This is a genomic window from Pedobacter sp. 22163 (assembly GCF_052045595.1).
GTDB lineage: Bacteria > Bacteroidota > Bacteroidia > Sphingobacteriales > Sphingobacteriaceae > Pedobacter.
The window spans coordinates 88,951-105,498 of record NZ_JBQEPM010000011.1 but is presented as its reverse complement, the minus strand read 5'-3'; the positions used below and the strand labels follow the sequence as shown (position 1 = coordinate 105,498).

Here is a 16,548-nt window from a genome sequence, read left to right as displayed (position 1 = left end):
CCAATTAACCAACTTAGCCTTAATGTCCTCAACTTCTTAATGATCAAAGAAAAATAAAGCCTTAAAACTTTACCATTAAGGGATTAAGAACATTAACATAGAAGTTGACTGGAGATCAATCCAAACAATTTAACAATTTAACAATTACCCTTCCACAATTAACCAGTTAAACAATTTATACAGTTAACCATTCTTTTTCCCTTCCCTCACCACTTTAAAAAACTCTTCTTTATAAGTTTCGCCAATTGGAATGGCCTGATCGTTAATATAAACGGTATTCCCATCTATCATCTTAATTTTTTCGATAGAGATAATATACGATTTATGAATGCGGTAAAATGGTGGCTGGGGCAGTTCGGTTTCCAGCTCACGTAGCGCCTGGTAGGTCACAATCCTTTGGGTGGCGGTATAAACTGAAACATAGTTTTTCAATCCTTCGATGTATAGGATATCTTCATAATTAACCTTAATAAACTTGTTCTTGGTATCACCTTTAATGAAAATAAAATCGTTCCCCTGCGTTACCTGCTGCACAACAATTTCTTGCTGAACGGGTGCCACAGGCATTAAAATGTGTTGCGCTTTAGTAGCTGCTTTATAAAAACGCTCGTATGAAATCGGTTTAAGCAAATAATCTACCACATCAAGATCAAAGCCTTCTAAAGCATATTCTGGATAGGCTGTGGTAAGGATTACCTTGCATTTACCTCCACAGATTTTCAAAAACTGGATCCCGGTTAACTCTGGCATCTGTATGTCTAAAAAAACAAGATCAACTTTACCTCCCTGAACCAGGTTAAGTGCTTCAAAAGCATTTGTAGTGGTTCCAACCAATGCTAAAAAAGGGGTTTTATTGATAAAGGCAGCAATAATATCTGAGGCGTAAGATTCATCATCAATAGCAAGGCAACGGATCATGGTTGAGGTTTAGCGGTTAGGGGTTGGCGATTAGCGTGAATTAACATTAGAATAGTTTTCAATGATACAAATTATCAATTACAGATTTAAAATTAATGTGCTTTTATAAGTATTGCCATTGTTCGAAATCAACAATTCATGTTTTTCGGGATAAATCAGATCCAGCCTACGATGGATATTTACCATGCCTACACCACTTGAATGATCTTTCTGCGCATGGCTGATCTTATTGCTCACCTCGAAACTTAAGCGTTTGTTCTGCACCTTAAGTTTAATGCGCACAGGCTGTGCTTCATCATTTACCACACCATGTTTAAGGGCATTTTCAACAAATGGGATCAGGATCAGTGAAGCTATTTTTTGATTGGCAATGCCTTCGGTTGTAAAGTCGACATAAAATTTGGGTTCAAAACGCATCTTAAATAACGCCACATAACTCTCCAGGTATTCTACTTCCTTTTCTAAACTCACTTTACCATCCGGACTATCATTTAGCGTATAACGCATCAGATCAGATAACCGCAAAATAGCATTGGCCAGTTGATCGGAAACGGGAATGGCCAAAGAGTAAACATAATTTAAAGTATTGTACAGAAAGTGTGGATTGATCTGCGATTTCAAAAATGAAAGTTCAGCCTTTACCGCTTCTTCCTTAAGTTTCCTGTTAATCTGTTCCGACTTAAAACTCTGTTCGATACCATAAACCGCAGCTGGTGTTACAATGAACCCAATACTCCAATAAATATTATCTGAGATATACTCCCAGGCAGTTGTACGGTCGTCGTAGTTATGAAAACCAAGCCATTTTAAATAAAGCACTTCTTCTATTAAATACCTAAGTGCAATAAATACCCCTATGGTAAACAAAATGCCACCAATTAACTGAAGTACTTTATTCTTTTTTAAAAATCTTGGATATACCCATAAGTAACAGATGTAGAACTCTATCACTTGTATAAAATTCATAGAGATATTCAAAGCGGCCTTGCTAAAAGTTGTACCATCAATTAAATAGCCACCATAAAAATAGCCCAATACGAGTATCCAGCAAAGAATATGGATGGAAATGGTTTTTATTGTTTTCATGGCCTAAAACTATGCAAAGCTTTTTTAACTGCCTATTTTCTTATTCCAAACCTGCATATAATTATCCCAACCTATGCATTTTAAGGATCAACACCTTTTATTGTCCAAAAAAGCATTGGGATAATATTTTAAAGGGTTGGGATTATTTAATTTTTAGGCTGATGCAACCTCCTCATCTTTGAATCGTCAATAAAACAAACACGATATGAATCCCTTATTTAAATCTGCTCTTTTTGCGCTGCTTATTTTTAGCCTTCAAACCGCTTTGGCTCAAAACATTAAGGTATCGGGAACCGTTACCGACAAAAGCAATAAAGCACTCGATTACGCTTCAATAGCGCTAATTCACTTACCCGATTCAGCTTCGGTTGCCATACAAGTCACCAACCAACAAGGTTTATACGAATTCAGCAATGTTAAATCTGGCAGGTACTTTATTAAAGCCTTAATGATGGGTTACGGTAAAAACCAATCTGCACCATTTGAAGTGAAAGATATGGCGGTTAAAGTTCCATCAATTATGCTGACAGACCATGCTCAAAACCTGAAAGATGTAAACATCGTATCGAAAATGCCTGTAATTGATCAAAAAGCAGACCGGGTGATTATAAACGTAGAACAGATGAATACCGCAGGTGATAATGCACTGGAAGTAATCAGCAGGTCGCCGGGAGTAAAACTCGATAAAGACGATAACATTGTGCTGAAAGGCAAAAAAGGAATCAATGTGATGATTGATGGCAAAATGAGCTATATGACAGGAATGGAATTAACCACTTACCTCAAATCGCTACCTGGTTCTGTATTAAGCAAAATCGAACTGATTTCTAATCCTCCATCCTCTTTCGATGCTGCTGGCACAGCAGGGATCATCAACATTAAACTCAAAAGAAATAAAATGCAGGGCTTTAATGGGAACCTGAATATGGGTGGTGGTTATGGCCGTTATGAAAAAGTTTATGCCGGCACTAACCTGAATTACAATATCGGTAAAGTGAGTACCTATGTACGCTTAAACGCCGGCCACTATAATTCATACAACAGGTTAACTTTAAACAGAACCATTGGCGACGAACAATATAACCAGCTTAATTTCTGGCACCCGATAACCAGCAGCCTAAATTACTCTACCGGTGCCGATTACTTTATTAATGACAAACATACTTTAGGGGTAATGGTAAAAGGCTTTACAGCTCCGGCAGAAACCAAGGTAAACAGCAATTCGGTAAATTATAATGCCACTGGTGCAAAAATGGGTGGAACATCGATGTTTAATCCGCAAAGTAATACCGAAAAGAACTACGCCCTTAACTTAAACTATCGTTTCAAAACAGATACATTGGGCGGTGAACTGGGTTTTGATGCCGATTACGTTCAATACGACAACAGTAAGAACGAAACCTTTACCAATAACTACCTTGATGCCAGCGATCAGCTGATCGGCAATCCGATCGATTTACGCAATAAAGGTATTGGCAATGTTTCTATCTATTCCATCAAGGCCGATTATAGCTTAAATTTTTCAAAAACATTAAAAATGGAAACTGGCTGGAAAAGCAGTTGGGTAAAATCGCAGAGCGATGTACGTTTCGATTCGCTAAAAACCACTGGCTGGATTAACGATCCGCGCCGAACCAATGCCTTTTTATACAATGAGAACATTAACGCAGGTTATCTTTCCCTTGATAAAAGTTTTAAAAACATACAGATCAAAGCAGGTTTGCGCGCAGAACAGACTTTGGGCAATGGCAGTTCATCGGGTACCAATACGCTGATTGACAGGAAATACTGGAAACTTTTTCCAACACTTTTTATTTCCTTAAAGCTGGATTCGAACAACCTCGTAACGGCGGCCTACCGTAAAAGCATCAACAGGCCATCATACAGCAGTTTAAATCCCTTTACCTTTTATACCGACCCTTATACTGCCATACAGGGAAACCCATTGTTACAGCCATCTTATGCCAATAGTTTTGAGTTTAATTACTCGATTAAAAATTTCAGGGTATTAACGTTGAGTTATTCGGTAAGTAATGGCGCGATATGGGAAGTAATCTATCAGAACAATAATACAAAAGAAAGCATCTCCAGGCCAGAAAACCTGAACCGTACAACAAATTTTTATATGGCAACCGGAAGTCCTTTTGATGTAACCAAATGGTGGAACAACAGTACCGAAGTTTCTGTTGGTTATAACCGCACCACATCGGCAGTACAGGGAAACGGCTATAATGCCTTCTCGTGGAATTGGTCTGTCATGTCGGATAATACCATCACTTTGCCCAAGAACTACAGCTTAACGATGTATGGCTATTACGATTCTCCTTCTATTTCTGGTTTATTCCGCAGTTTAGGAAATTATCAGCTCAATGTTGGCGCTAAAAAATCATTCTGGAACAAAAATGCAACACTGGCCTTAAAAGTAAACGATATCTTCAATACCAGTAAGTTCAGAGCCAATCTGGAATACAATAACATTAAAACCTATTGGCAGAACGAATGGGAAAGCCGTAGGATAAACTTAAGTCTCACCTATAAATTCGGGAACATGAAAATCAAAACTGCCCGCAGCAGACAAACCGGAACAAGCGACGAGGAAAACAGAGTCGGCAAAAATTAAGGTTTGGCCAAGGGTAAGTTTAAATCGGTTAGCTGAATAATTGAGCTAAGATTTCTCAATTTTAACAGTTAACCGATTAATCAGTTTCAACGATTAACCAATTATAAGACCAGCAGCATCCAAACATTACAGGCAAAATGGCCAGAATTACCTAATGGAGCAGTGAGTTTTTTAAACCCTGCCTTTTCGTACATCTCAATTGCCCTTTTAAGATCGGGAAACGATTCCAGATAAATCTCATTATAACCAAAGTGCTGCGCCGATTCTATACTTTTCTCCATGAGCATTTTGCCAATACCTTTTCCGCGTGAAGATGCAGAGGTGTACAATTTAACCAGCTCAACACAACCATCTGGCAGGCCTTCGGTTGGAAAAATACCACAACCGCCAACAATAACCCCATCCTCTTCTGCCAGCCAATAAACCGATTGAGGATGTTCGAAAAGTGTAGAGAGCTCATCTGTTGTAGGATCCGTATAAACAGTACCCGGCTTGTCTATTTTAAATTCCCTTAAAATAGTCCTGATCATTGATGCAGTAGCTGCATTATCGTGTGCAGTAATTTCCCTGATGGTAATGGCCATATCCTGTGTTTTTTTTAACAAAGTTAAAAAATGGGGTAAATGCTTTATTAAAATATCAAAACAAAAAGCAATCGAATTCGATTTATTAAGATTAAGTATTAAACAGATTTATACCATGGAAAACGAAGAAAATAAAAAAGAAGCGGCAAAAGGTAACGATCATCCAAAACCGACTGACGACGTACAGCTCGAAATAGAAACCGTAATCCCTTCAACCGAAAAAGAAACGGATAAACCAGGTGAGCCCGCACAGAAACCCGAAGAGGTTAAAGGTGAGGAAAAAGCAAAATCCGATGATCAGGAGAAAGAAACAGACGTAACAGAGAAACCTGCCAAAGAAAACAAAACTAATAACGATGGTAAACGGGACGATATCGAAACTGTTACGCCAAGCGCTTAAGTTAATTTTGGTTAAACCCATATTGCAGCTGAAATAGTTTTATTATTTTGGCGTTATGTTTGCAGTACATAAATATCCAAGTTTTTGGGTACTTATGCTATCACCTAACACACATAAAATGAAACAAAGATTATTAGTATGCCTTTTAACTGTTGGCCTTTTTGGCTGTGGAATAAACAGGCAGGCACAGCAGATAAAAGCCCTGGAAGACTGCACCTATAAAATTACAGGCGTACAACAGGTATCAATTGCAGGTACAGATGTTAAAAAGTTAATGGACCAGCAAAGTTTCAGCTTAACCAGTTTGCCTGGGGTTGCATTGGGATTGTTAAGAAAAGACATTCCTTTAAAAGCCAATCTGAATTTAGAAATAACCAACCCATCAAGCAGTTTAGCGGCCATAAACCAGTTCGAATATAAGATATTGGTTAATAATACCGATTTGGCAGAAGGCATTGTTAATCAAAATGTAAGCATTGCACAAGGGCAAACAGTTACTGTTCCGGTGCAACTGGTAAGCAACATTTACGGCTTAGTGTCTAATGGCAATGTCTTCAACGATATTATCAAGGCTGCTCAGAAAGGATCATCTTCAAAAGATGAAAAACTAGGTTTATTAACCATTAAAATAAAACCAACTTTTATGCTGGGTAATACGCCTGTTAAATATCCAGGTTATATTACCATCAATAAAGATATCAGCAGTAAAATATTATTGTAAATGCCACCAAGAATAAAAATGCCCGTCTAACTAAATATGTTAAACGGGCATTTTTATTGAAAAGCTTATATTAAAATTTCTTATCAGGCGTCATTACCATCCCCTTAAATCCTTTTGGATCTAACTTTTCATCTAAAGCTCTCAATTCTGCTACAGATAGTTTTGATGGCATTACTGTTGTCGTTGTACTTAAGCTAGCTGTTTTTGCAGCTGTGGTTACAAAATTCCCATTCTTAGCATACAGCAATGCATAAGCCAACAAAGTCTCAGTTTCATCACCCCAAGCTTTGGTTAAATCTTCTGCTGATTCCTTATCAACCGTTAAACCTGAATAATAGCCACCAACGCCAAGTTTATTTTTGGTTTCAAATTCAGGAATATACATATCTACTTTATCTATTCTAATCGGAAAGAAACCTACAGGTTTACCATAAGTTGTTCTACCAATCAGTTTTACATCCATTACAGGCTTTAAACTGTTAATAGTTAACTCGCTTGCCGAGGCTGTTGATCCAGTTACAATAAAATAAACCCTGTTTAATGTTAAACTACCTGACTTCGCAAACTTCTCTATATTGTCTGCAGCTGTAGGCGAATAATTTAAATCCGCATAGGTAGCATACTTTCCGTTTACACCCGTGGTAAAGGTCTGTAATTTACCAGCATCATCTAATAGCGGTTGGTGTGCCAAAACGGAGGCTTTGCGCTGAGCACTAGTGATCGACTGTAGGTAATTATTGTAATAAGAAGTAAACATCGTATTACCTGTTTCTCCTGCAGGTGCTGCCAAATTTATTATCTGGGTAGCTGTTGAAACATAACCACCGCCATTATAGCGTAAATCAATAATCAATTCACTTACCCCCTGGGTAGCAAAATTAGAAAAAACTGTATTTATAGCTGCAGAAGCATTATTGGTGAAACTATTGAATACTATATAACCGACTTTCTTTGTACCAACCGTATAAACATTGGTAAATAATATCGGATTCACAGTATATAAGCTGCTAGATACAACAGCTGTTTTAGGGTTGCCCCCAATATCATTGAAAGCCAGCGTTACCGTTGCATTTGTACCGAAAATGGCACTGTTTAAAAAATTAACTGCATTTGGCCAACTAAGATCCGTTCGTCCATTTACACTGGTTATTCTACAGCCACGTGTTAAGCCCTGCTGCGCTGCAGGTGAGTTTGGATAAACATATTTTACCCTAAGGTCTGTGTCGTTGTTATACTGAACAGAAAAACCGTAATCATTGGCCGAACCGTTTACATCTGCTTTAAGCGACCCTGTTTTACCCGATGTAGCTGCAGTATAGTCGAAAAAAGAATATTTCGGTTCGCCAGGTGTGCTTACATATTCATATGGCTTTCCTGTTGCCGGATCTAAAGAATATTGTGTCATAGCGTATAATTCAGCTTCATTCGAACTAAATCCACGCGGATTAAAAACTTCATAAGTTGGTAGCGAAGTATTCCAATAATAAAGTTCTTTACCGTATAAAAAGATAGAATCTTTAGTCAATTCATCCCGCGTTCCAGTTGGCGTAGTAACTACTGGTGGAGTTACCGGCTCATCAGGCGCGGGACTGCTTTTTTTGCAGCTGGTAATGGTCCCAAAGCTTAAAAAACATAGTGCAACCAGGTAAAGGAATCTCTTATTTCTCATGGAAATTATTGTAATATATCTTTTATATACGTACTGGGCAAAGGTTAAGTTGTTCAGGAAGAAACTTTTGTCAACCAACAAACTAAATTTAGTTCAAAATATTGTGCTCCTGTGCATATATGTATCAGTGAATTACGTAAATCTACCGATTAAATTACTTTTCACTGAGATATTTAGCAAATTTTAACAAGATATGCTAAACCGGTGTCTAGCTGTTAGTCCTTATGCCCCCTCAAATTGTCGCCTTTGCACCGCTTAAGTCAATTTAAAACTAAACAACTTTGTTTTATAAATTGTTAGTTATGAGCATTATCAAAGTTAAAGCTTTTATGGATGAACTGGATCATCCATTAAAAGAAGAAATGGAAAAAGTAATAGAAATTATTACTGCTGCCAATCCTAAAATAGAGAGCGATATTAAATGGGGTGGGCCCAGTTTTAAGTTCAAGGAAGAAATGGCTACCATAAACCCCAAAATAAAGAATTATGTGGTCGCTATTTTCCACAAGGCATCGTTATTAAATGATGATTTTGGATTTTTAGAAATGCAGACCAAAGGAAAAGCTTACGCAAAATTTTACTCAATGGCAGATGTAGACCAACATGCAAACGCGCTTACCCAAGCCGTAAATGCCTGGGTAAGTTTAATGGAAAATTCATAAAATAACATAAATAAAAAACCATGGAAAAGATCGAATTCAAAACCACAATTAATGCCAAAGCAGAAAAAGTATGGGCCGTTCTTTTCGGAGTAGAAACCTACCCGAAATGGACGTCGGTTTTTGCCGAGGGTTCTACCGTAGAAACGGATTGGAAAAAAGGAAGCAGAGCACTTTTTTCAGATGGTAAAGGGGATGGAATGGTAGCTGTGATTCAAGACAATATTCCTAACAGGTACATGTCTATCAAACACCTTGGCGAAATAAAAGATGGCAAGGAAAACCTTAATCAGGATTGGAGCGAATCGCTCGAAAATTATACCCTTGAAGAAAAGGACGGAAAAACAGAGCTTACTATAGATATGGATATCATCGAAGATTGGAAAGCGTATTTTGAGAAAATATGGCCCAAAGCCTTAGATAAGGTAAAAGAATTAGCCGAAAACGAGCATGACCATATTGAAACCTAAAAAAAGCCCGAAAGGGCTTTTTTTTTTACGCTATACATTGAAATTTATCTCCATTGGATAAAGAATAGATAATGATTGCGTCAGTCCTGATCAGGTACCCAGGCCAGCTATTTTTGCCAAGACGGATAATTATTATCGGGTTTGATTTAACCTTCACTCAGCTCCAAGATCATTCGAGCAACTTTCACCGCTAATGCAAAACTAGGTCGATTAATTTTTCCCTGTCCCAAATGACCTTTTATTTGTCATAACTACCCAGTATTTAAAGAACTATTAACGTTTAAATTTGAATACAAATAATTCTTATATGTTACTACAAGGTAAAAACGCAATTGTTTATGGGGCTGGCGGATCACTTGGAGGTGCTGTTGCAAACGCACTTGCAACAGCTGGTGCCCATGTATTCCTTACAGGTCATAATCTTGATCGTGTAAAAAAAACAGCCGAAAAGATTGATGCCGCAGGTGGAAAAGTTTCGGTCTATCAGGTTGATGCCAGAAGTGAAAAATCTGTGAACGACCATATCCATTCCGTAATGCATACCGCAGGATCTGTTGATATATCCTTCAATGCTATAGGCTGGCAGGACACACAGGATATTCCATTAACAGACATGACGCTCCACGACTTTCTCCGCCCCATAAGTATAGCCATGGAAACCCAGTTTATAACCGCAACTGCCGCCGCAAGGTCGATGAAAAAGCATCAATCCGGCGTCATACTGTCGCTTACCGCAACTCCGGGAGGCATTGGCTACGCCAATGTAGGCGGATTTGGGCCAGCCTGTAATGCGGTAGAAGGCTTTTCTCGTAATCTTGCAGCAGAATTAGGTCCTTATGGTATTCGGGTTATCAATATCCGTTCAGCCGGCTCTCCTGATTCAAGGATCTTTAAAGAAGCCATAGAGGCAGGTGGCGATGAAGTAGAAGAGTTCATCGAAAAGATGAAAAATGACACCATGCTAAAAGAGCTCCCCCTTATGAAAGATATAGCCAACACGGCAGTATTTCTTTCATCAGCTATGGCTGGTAAGATAACAGGTGTTACTATTGATGTTACTGCTGGTACGACAGGGGCACTAAATTATAAGCTAACAAACATCGCATTCCTGAAAAAAGATCCCTAATAATTTTCTATATAAAAAGCTGTAATCTTTATTACCTAACAAATAACTTAGGCTTTAAATAACAGGCCTGTAAGAATTTTTCTTTTGTTAATCTGCAAAAAAGCTGGTAAAACAAAAAAGTCCCGATGTTATCGAGACTTTTAGAAGTGGTGCCACCTGGATTCGAACCAGGGACACAAGGATTTTCAGTCCTTTGCTCTACCGACTGAGCTATGGCACCCCCTTTTAGGATTGCAAATGTAGTATTCTTTTTCCCAAATCCAAAAAAGAACAATGAATTTATTTCATTTTTTTTCGACAAACACAACGATGAGTAGCCATCTTTTTGATAAGCAGAAGGATGCATTAAAAAATATTTTACCTTTCTTCCATCCACTATGCAAAAAAACTGGAAAGCATTTAAATGAGGTTAGCTATCTGAATATGATCAACTGAAAGCTTAAAAACCAAAAAAGCCTCTCATTTCTGAAAGGCTTTTGGAAGTGGTGCCACCTGGATTCGAACCAGGGACACAAGGATTTTCAGTCCTTTGCTCTACCGACTGAGCTATGGCACCATCCGTTTGGGATTGCAAATGTAGCGTTCTTTTTTCAAAAGCAAAATTTTTTTTCGATTATTTCATTGCTGCGCTGATTATCAATTAATTAATTTTTCATAATTCTTAAAGAAGGCCTTAATCCTTGCTTAGAATGAGTACAAACAAACAATTTTATTATTTTTTTTATGCATGCATAGTAATTTATTTAGATTAATATCCTAATTTAGCGTAACAATCTAATATTGCATGGTAGCACAGATCCTTTTTCTAGTACTTACACTTGCAGCAATTGCGCTGTTTACAGTTAACCTGCGTAAAATAATTCGCAATATCCGTTTAGGCAAACCGACAGATCGGCAAGATCAGCCACAAAAAAGGTTAATGACCATGCTTCGCGTGGCATTTGGTCAATCTAAAATGGTTGTTCGCCCTATCCCCGCTTTTCTCCACTTTTTTGTTTACATCGGTTTCGTAATCATTAACATCGAAGTATTGGAGATCATAATCGATGGTTTATTCGGTACACACCGTATTTTTAATGGTTTAGGTGGTTTATATAACTTTCTGATCGGATCTTTCGAAATCCTCGCCTTTACCGTTTGGGTTTCGTGCGCGATTTTTCTTATACGCAGAAATATCCTAAAACTTAAACGCTTTAGTGGCGTTGAGATGAAAAGCTGGCCAAAATCTGATGCCAATTACATCCTCATTACAGAGATTTTATTAATGAGCGCTTTCTTGTTAATGAACGCGGCCGATGCAAAATTACAGCTTTTGGGCGCCAGCCATTACGTTAATGCCGGTGCATTTCCAGTGAGTCAATATTTAATTAACATCCTGCCTTCATCAGAAAGTGCCTTGGTTATCGTAGAGCGCAGCTGCTGGTGGTTCCACATTATAGGCATACTGGCTTTCTTAAATTACCTGCCTTATTCGAAACATTTTCATATTCTTTTCGCCTTTCCAAACACCTACTTTTCTAATTTGGAGCCTAAAGGTGAGTTTACCAATATGGCCTCAGTTACCAATGAGGTGAAAGCCATGCTCGATCCTTCTTTTGTTCCGGTAGAAACCGAACCCGGTAAATTTGGCGCCAAAGATGTAACCGATTTAAGTTGGGTAAACCTCATGAATGCTTACACTTGTACCGAATGCGGAAGATGTACTTCGGTATGCCCGGCAAATATTACAGGTAAACTTTTATCGCCACGGAAAATTATGATGGATACCCGCGACCGAATTACCGAAGTGGGCCAAAATATTGACAAACATGGCGCTGAACATCAGGATGGAAAATCCTTATTGGATGATTACATTAGCAGAGAAGAAATTTGGGCCTGCACCAGTTGTAATGCCTGTGTAGAGGCCTGCCCGGTAAACATTGATCCATTACAGATTATTATGGAGCTTCGCCGTTTTGCCGTCATGGAAGAGTCGCAGGCACCAGGCAGTATTAACGCGATGATGGGAAATATTGAGAATAACCAGGCGCCCTGGAAATACTCTCCGGCCGATCGTTTTAACTGGGCGCAAGAAAGCTAGCAATTGAAAATTTCAGTTGACATTGAATTAAAACTATAATTACATCAGGTCTTGATACTTGATACTAGATACTAGACAAATGGAATTTAAAGTCCCTACAATGGCCGAGTTAATGGCCGCAGGTGAAGAACCGGAAATATTATTTTGGGTTGGCTGTGCTGGAAGTTACGATGAAAGAGCGCAGAAAATTACCCGCGACATTTGCAAGATCTTACATCATGTAGGCATAAAATATGCTGTTTTAGGAACAGAAGAAAGTTGCACCGGAGATCCGGCTAAAAGGGCTGGTAACGAGTTTCTTTTCCAGATGCAGGCCATGACCAATATTGAGGTATTGAATGCTTACAACATCAAAAAAATTGTAACAGGCTGTCCACATTGCTTCAATACCATTAAAAATGAATATCCGGGTTTAGGCGGCACTTACGAAGTAATCCACCATACGCAATTGATCCAGGATCTGATTAACGAGGGCAAATTAAAAGCTGAAGGTGGCGAAAGTTTCAAAGGCAAAAAAATCACCTATCACGATCCATGTTATTTGGGCCGTGGAAACGGAATTTACGAAGCGCCTAGAAAAGCCCTGGAGGTCCTTGACGCACAGTTGGTAGAAATGAAACGCTGCAAAAGTAATGGCCTATGTTGTGGTGCCGGAGGTGCACAGATGTTTAAAGAACCAGAAAAGGGAAATAAAGATATCAATGTAGAACGCATTGATGAGGCTTTACAAACCAATCCGCAGGTTATTGCAGCAGGTTGCCCATTCTGTATGACCATGCTAAGCGACGGTATTAAACTAAAAGATAAAGAACAGGAAGTTAAGGTATTGGATATTGCTGAGATTACAGCAAGGGCAAACGGTCTGTAACCTCAGCTTTTAACTAAACAAATAAAGCCTGAACATCGATGATGCTCAGGCTTTATCATATTGTTAATTCTTGATTTGTTATACCGCATCAGATAAAGAGGTGAAAGTAAAATCCCTTATTCTTAATGGCGGTAAAAGATAGTTGGCTTCCGATTCGGCACTTACTGTTCTTTCGGCTATTCCGATTTCATCCAGGTTGTTCAACATTATAATCGGACTTTCATTGAAACGGAAATTTTTGACTGGAAACTTGATCTCTCCATTTTCGATGTAAAAAGTACCATCCCTGGTCAGCCCTGTAAGCAAAAGGGTTTGTGGATCTACCGTGCGGATGTACCATAAGCGTGTAACCAATATGCCTTTTTCTGTTCCTTTGATCAGCTCTTCCAGCGTTTTCGTTCCGCCTTTCATAATGGCGCCACCTGGGAATGGGATCGCTTTAATCCCGGTTTTTTGCGCCCAGTACCTCGAACTGTATAAATTTTTAACGACTCCTTTTTCTATCCAGTTTACTTTCTGCTGTGGCCTTCCATCCCCAGACCATGTTGCCGTTGGTAGTTCAGGATTCCATGGGTCTGAATAAATATTTACTCTTTCATCTACCAGCTGCTCTCCCAATTTTGTCTTACCTCCGGTTTTGCTCATAAAGCTCCGTCCTTCATCGGCCTGTCTGGCATCCATTGAGAAGAATAGGTTTTCCAGCATCACCGCTACCGCAGTCGGTTCTAAAATAACGGTATATTTTCCTGGCTCAATGGCTTTTGCCGTTACAGACGACATGGCCTTTTTGGCTGCTATAGCCGTATCGGCTTTTGCATTGAGCTTGCTAAAATCATTGTATCCCCTTGTGGCATAACCAGATCCTTTACCATCATCAGTTCTTACAGTAATGTTAAAAGCTACATCGGTTGAAGTATTGTAGGCAAACAACCCTTTACTGTTCATCATTGCCGAACAGCCCATACTGTTGGATAAAAACCCTGCAGCATTCAGCTTGCTGTCTATAGCCTGTTTTAAACTGGCCTGTACTGCATCGGCTCTGTCTTTCGGGGTAACGGCTGCTGTAGCTGGAGAAAACGTTGGCGAATCGGCACCATACTCCTGAGGACCAAGAAAAGGCATAAATTCAGGATTTTCGGGCGCCAGCTGAGCAAGTTCTTCTGCCCTGCGAACCACTTTTTCCAATGAGGCATCGTCAAATTCATTTATAGTAGCCGTACCCAGTTTTTTCCCGAAGGCAGAACTGACTACCAGGCTGTTGACGCTTATCCCTCCACTGGTTGACACCGAATTTCGGGCGTACCTTATATTACCGCTATCTGAGCAATTTAGGTTTACTTCACATTGTTCTGCTTTGGAGTAAGAAAGTACTTTAGTTAAAAGTGCCTTTGCTTCTGTTTTTGTTAAGATTGGCATAATTTCTATCAGATTTTTCTAGCGGTGTTGATCACATTAACTTTATTAAAACGTGTGGTTGCCGATCCGTGGGATACAGCACTCACCTGACCAGGCTGACCTTTACCATCGAAAAAAGAGCCTCCTAAACGGTAATCACTTTCATCGCAGATAGCTACACAAGAATTCCAGAATTCCTGGGTATTGGCCTGATAGGCTACATCTTTAAGCATACCTTCGATTTTGCCATTTTTAATTTCATAATAAAGCTGGCCGCCAAACTGAAAGTTATAACGCTGCTGATCGATAGAGAAAGACCCATCGCCCACAATGTAAATGCCTTTTTCCACATTTTTAATCTGATCGGCTATACTCAGTTTGGTTTTGCCAGGCTGAAGTGAAATGTTAGCCATGCGCTGAAACTGCACACTGCTCCAGTTATCGGCATAACAACAGCCTTGTGAAGCATTTAAACCTAGTATATGCGCCTGATCTCTGATGGCCTGGTAATTTACCAGTATACCATCTTTAATCACATCCCATTTTCCACATTTTACACCTTCATCATCGTAACCAACAGCTCCTAACGAGCCAACTTCAGTTTTATCGGCAGTAATATTAACTTCCTTGCTACCATAGTTAAATTTTTTAGATTCCCATTTATCTAAGGTTAGAAAACTGGTTCCTGCATAATTGGCCTCATAGCCCAATACGCGGTCAAGCTCGGTTGGGTGACCGCACGATTCGTGTATGGTTAACCATAAATGTGAAGGATCCAATACCAGATCATACTTACCTGGCTCTACTGATTTTGCTTTCATTTTTTCTCCCAACTGCCTGGCTCCCTGGGTAGCATCTTCAAGCATATCGTATCTGCCTTTATAAAGCGTGCCCGAAGCTGTTTGTATTTTATCCTGAGGCCTTGCATCCAGGTATTCGTATCCCTTTCCGGTAGGTGCACTCAATGCATTTCTCGTTTCGAACTTACCTGTTGCCTTATCTATTTTAGTGATAAAGAAGGTAGGCCAGATGCGGTGGATATCCTGATCGATATAAGAGCCATCGGTAGACGCAAAATATTTTTGTTCATTTACCGCAAATAAGATGGAATTAATGTAATCTGCACCACCTTTCATTGCCGCATCGTTCACCGCCAGCAATAAATCTACTTTTTCTTTTACGGGTACCTCAAAGGCATTTTTCTCAATCGGTGCTTTCCAGCTTACCTCACCATATCCTTTTTGTGGTGCCAGCTTTACGGGCTCTCTTAACAAACGGGCATTTTCTTTGGCAATAGTTACCGCCAGTTCGGCTGCTTTGGCAATACTATCTTTGTCCATTTTGTCGGTTGCCGCAAACCCCCAACTGCCATTCGAAATTACCCTGATACCAATCCCATACGATTCGGTATTTACAATATTCTCTACTTTATCCTCGCGTGTAACGACGTATTGGTTAAGATACCTGCCTACACGCACATCAGTATAAGTTGCGCCTTTTGAGCGTGCCGCATTTAGGGCCACATCCGACAGGATTTTTTTAGCCGCCGGATCGATATACGTTAAGGCTTGCTCGGGGGAAATCTCTTTCCCAAAAACTGGAATAGCAGGAAGCATAGCCGCGGCAGCCCCTACTCCAGTTAAATAAATAAAGTTTCTACGTTTCAAGATGAGATTGTTTTAAGTTGACTGAATATAAGTGTTTTAACTTATAATTAAAAAAAACTTCTTGATCCTTGTACTGTTAGGTTTTTTATTTTTAGGAAAGCAATAGCAGTATTCCATAGTCAATTTCTTCCTGCTCTACCTTCTGCCATGAAAAATGGCATTCGTTCGATCACGTTTAGTTTAGCCACTTTCTGCTACTATGTCGGTTTTCCGTGCCACAAACCTAAGTTCATAGCCCTGATCGAAGCGGCATCCCCGATATTTCATCGGGATAAAGCGAAGAGC

At 39.3% G+C, this 16,548-nt stretch carries 14 protein-coding genes and 2 tRNA genes; 8 read left to right on the top strand and 8 right to left on the bottom strand.

Annotated elements, in window-relative coordinates:
- Nucleotides 1-183: 183 nt before the first annotated feature.
- Together ACTJKN_RS23885 and ACTJKN_RS23880 are read right to left on the bottom strand one after the other, a co-directional pair.
- Entirely contained in the window at nucleotides 184-918 is a 735-nt protein-coding gene (locus ACTJKN_RS23885; protein ID WP_440828202.1) for a LytR/AlgR family response regulator transcription factor, read from the bottom strand.
- Between the two features lie 78 nt (nucleotides 919-996).
- Nucleotides 997-2,004, bottom strand: a complete 1,008-nt coding sequence (locus tag ACTJKN_RS23880; protein ID WP_440828201.1) for a sensor histidine kinase — start codon at nucleotides 2,002-2,004, stop codon at nucleotides 997-999.
- A 205-nt stretch (nucleotides 2,005-2,209) separates the two neighbouring features.
- On the opposite strand from ACTJKN_RS23880, the gene ACTJKN_RS23875 reads away from it, so the two are divergent.
- A complete protein-coding gene (locus ACTJKN_RS23875) occupies nucleotides 2,210-4,624 on the top strand; it encodes an outer membrane beta-barrel family protein (protein ID WP_440828200.1) in 2,415 nt (804 codons plus the stop codon).
- 101 nt (nucleotides 4,625-4,725) lie between these two features.
- Here the strand turns inward: ACTJKN_RS23875 and ACTJKN_RS23870 are convergent, their stop codons facing one another.
- Nucleotides 4,726-5,229, bottom strand: coding sequence for a GNAT family N-acetyltransferase (locus ACTJKN_RS23870; RefSeq protein ID WP_440828199.1), 504 nt, complete (start codon nucleotides 5,227-5,229; stop codon nucleotides 4,726-4,728).
- Between the two features lie 94 nt (nucleotides 5,230-5,323).
- On the opposite strand from ACTJKN_RS23870, the gene ACTJKN_RS23865 reads away from it, so the two are divergent.
- Nucleotides 5,324-5,608 (top strand): hypothetical protein, encoded by a 285-nt coding sequence (locus tag ACTJKN_RS23865; protein WP_440828198.1) that lies wholly within the window; start codon nucleotides 5,324-5,326, stop codon nucleotides 5,606-5,608.
- 118 nt (nucleotides 5,609-5,726) lie between these two features.
- Complete coding sequence (locus tag ACTJKN_RS23860; RefSeq protein ID WP_440828197.1) at nucleotides 5,727-6,329, top strand: hypothetical protein; 603 nt, start codon at nucleotides 5,727-5,729, stop codon at nucleotides 6,327-6,329.
- A 70-nt stretch (nucleotides 6,330-6,399) separates the two neighbouring features.
- On the opposite strand, the gene ACTJKN_RS23855 is transcribed toward ACTJKN_RS23860, so the two are convergent.
- Entirely contained in the window at nucleotides 6,400-7,998 is a 1,599-nt protein-coding gene (locus ACTJKN_RS23855) for a S41 family peptidase (RefSeq protein WP_440828196.1), read from the bottom strand.
- Nucleotides 7,999-8,300: 302 nt separating this feature from the next.
- Between ACTJKN_RS23855 and ACTJKN_RS23850 the strand changes: the two genes are divergently transcribed.
- From ACTJKN_RS23850 to ACTJKN_RS23840, 3 genes are all read left to right on the top strand, one after another.
- Nucleotides 8,301-8,660 carry a DUF1801 domain-containing protein gene (locus tag ACTJKN_RS23850; RefSeq protein WP_440828195.1) on the top strand — a complete coding sequence of 120 codons (360 nt, stop codon included), beginning with the start codon at nucleotides 8,301-8,303 and terminating at the stop codon, nucleotides 8,658-8,660.
- Nucleotides 8,661-8,680: 20 nt separating this feature from the next.
- Nucleotides 8,681-9,127 carry an SRPBCC family protein gene (locus ACTJKN_RS23845; protein ID WP_440828194.1) on the top strand — a complete coding sequence of 149 codons (447 nt, stop codon included), beginning with the start codon at nucleotides 8,681-8,683 and terminating at the stop codon, nucleotides 9,125-9,127.
- 307 nt (nucleotides 9,128-9,434) lie between these two features.
- Entirely contained in the window at nucleotides 9,435-10,253 is an 819-nt protein-coding gene (locus ACTJKN_RS23840; protein ID WP_440828193.1) for an SDR family NAD(P)-dependent oxidoreductase, read from the top strand.
- Nucleotides 10,254-10,400: 147 nt separating this feature from the next.
- Here the strand turns inward: ACTJKN_RS23840 and ACTJKN_RS23835 are convergent.
- Together ACTJKN_RS23835 and ACTJKN_RS23830 are read right to left on the bottom strand one after the other, a co-directional pair.
- A tRNA-Phe gene (locus ACTJKN_RS23835) sits at nucleotides 10,401-10,473 on the bottom strand.
- 263 nt (nucleotides 10,474-10,736) lie between these two features.
- Nucleotides 10,737-10,809, bottom strand: a tRNA-Phe gene (locus ACTJKN_RS23830).
- A gap of 228 nt (nucleotides 10,810-11,037) precedes the next feature.
- On the opposite strand from ACTJKN_RS23830, the gene ACTJKN_RS23825 reads away from it, so the two are divergent.
- Together ACTJKN_RS23825 and ACTJKN_RS23820 are read left to right on the top strand one after the other, a co-directional pair.
- Entirely contained in the window at nucleotides 11,038-12,333 is a 1,296-nt protein-coding gene (locus tag ACTJKN_RS23825; RefSeq protein ID WP_440828192.1) for a 4Fe-4S dicluster domain-containing protein, read from the top strand.
- 79 nt (nucleotides 12,334-12,412) lie between these two features.
- Nucleotides 12,413-13,201: a (Fe-S)-binding protein gene (locus tag ACTJKN_RS23820; RefSeq protein ID WP_029277013.1), complete on the top strand. Its 789-nt coding sequence runs from the start codon at nucleotides 12,413-12,415 to the stop codon at nucleotides 13,199-13,201.
- A gap of 78 nt (nucleotides 13,202-13,279) precedes the next feature.
- On the opposite strand, the gene ACTJKN_RS23815 is transcribed toward ACTJKN_RS23820, so the two are convergent.
- Together ACTJKN_RS23815 and ACTJKN_RS23810 are read right to left on the bottom strand one after the other, a co-directional pair.
- Nucleotides 13,280-14,617, bottom strand: a complete 1,338-nt coding sequence (locus tag ACTJKN_RS23815) for a TldD/PmbA family protein (RefSeq protein ID WP_440828191.1) — start codon at nucleotides 14,615-14,617, stop codon at nucleotides 13,280-13,282.
- Between the two features lie 8 nt (nucleotides 14,618-14,625).
- Nucleotides 14,626-16,263: a TldD/PmbA family protein gene (locus tag ACTJKN_RS23810; RefSeq protein ID WP_440828190.1), complete on the bottom strand. Its 1,638-nt coding sequence runs from the start codon at nucleotides 16,261-16,263 to the stop codon at nucleotides 14,626-14,628.
- Nucleotides 16,264-16,548 lie beyond the last annotated feature (285 nt).

Bases quoted from the DNA above. Each gene is read 5' to 3' on its own strand.
- ACTJKN_RS23885 (WP_440828202.1), bottom strand. From the start codon at position 918: ATGATCCGTTGCCTTGCTATTGATGATGAATCTTACGCCTCAGATATT.
- ACTJKN_RS23880 (WP_440828201.1), bottom strand. From the start codon at position 2,004: ATGAAAACAATAAAAACCATTTCCATCCATATTCTTTGCTGGATACTC.
- ACTJKN_RS23875 (WP_440828200.1), top strand. From the start codon at position 2,210: ATGAATCCCTTATTTAAATCTGCTCTTTTTGCGCTGCTTATTTTTAGC.
- ACTJKN_RS23865 (WP_440828198.1), top strand. From the start codon at position 5,324: ATGGAAAACGAAGAAAATAAAAAAGAAGCGGCAAAAGGTAACGATCAT.
- ACTJKN_RS23860 (WP_440828197.1), top strand. From the start codon at position 5,727: ATGAAACAAAGATTATTAGTATGCCTTTTAACTGTTGGCCTTTTTGGC.
- ACTJKN_RS23855 (WP_440828196.1), bottom strand. From the start codon at position 7,998: ATGAGAAATAAGAGATTCCTTTACCTGGTTGCACTATGTTTTTTAAGC.
- ACTJKN_RS23850 (WP_440828195.1), top strand. From the start codon at position 8,301: ATGAGCATTATCAAAGTTAAAGCTTTTATGGATGAACTGGATCATCCA.
- ACTJKN_RS23845 (WP_440828194.1), top strand. From the start codon at position 8,681: ATGGAAAAGATCGAATTCAAAACCACAATTAATGCCAAAGCAGAAAAA.
- ACTJKN_RS23840 (WP_440828193.1), top strand. From the start codon at position 9,435: ATGTTACTACAAGGTAAAAACGCAATTGTTTATGGGGCTGGCGGATCA.
- ACTJKN_RS23825 (WP_440828192.1), top strand. From the start codon at position 11,038: ATGGTAGCACAGATCCTTTTTCTAGTACTTACACTTGCAGCAATTGCG.
- ACTJKN_RS23820 (WP_029277013.1), top strand. From the start codon at position 12,413: ATGGAATTTAAAGTCCCTACAATGGCCGAGTTAATGGCCGCAGGTGAA.
- ACTJKN_RS23815 (WP_440828191.1), bottom strand. From the start codon at position 14,617: ATGCCAATCTTAACAAAAACAGAAGCAAAGGCACTTTTAACTAAAGTA.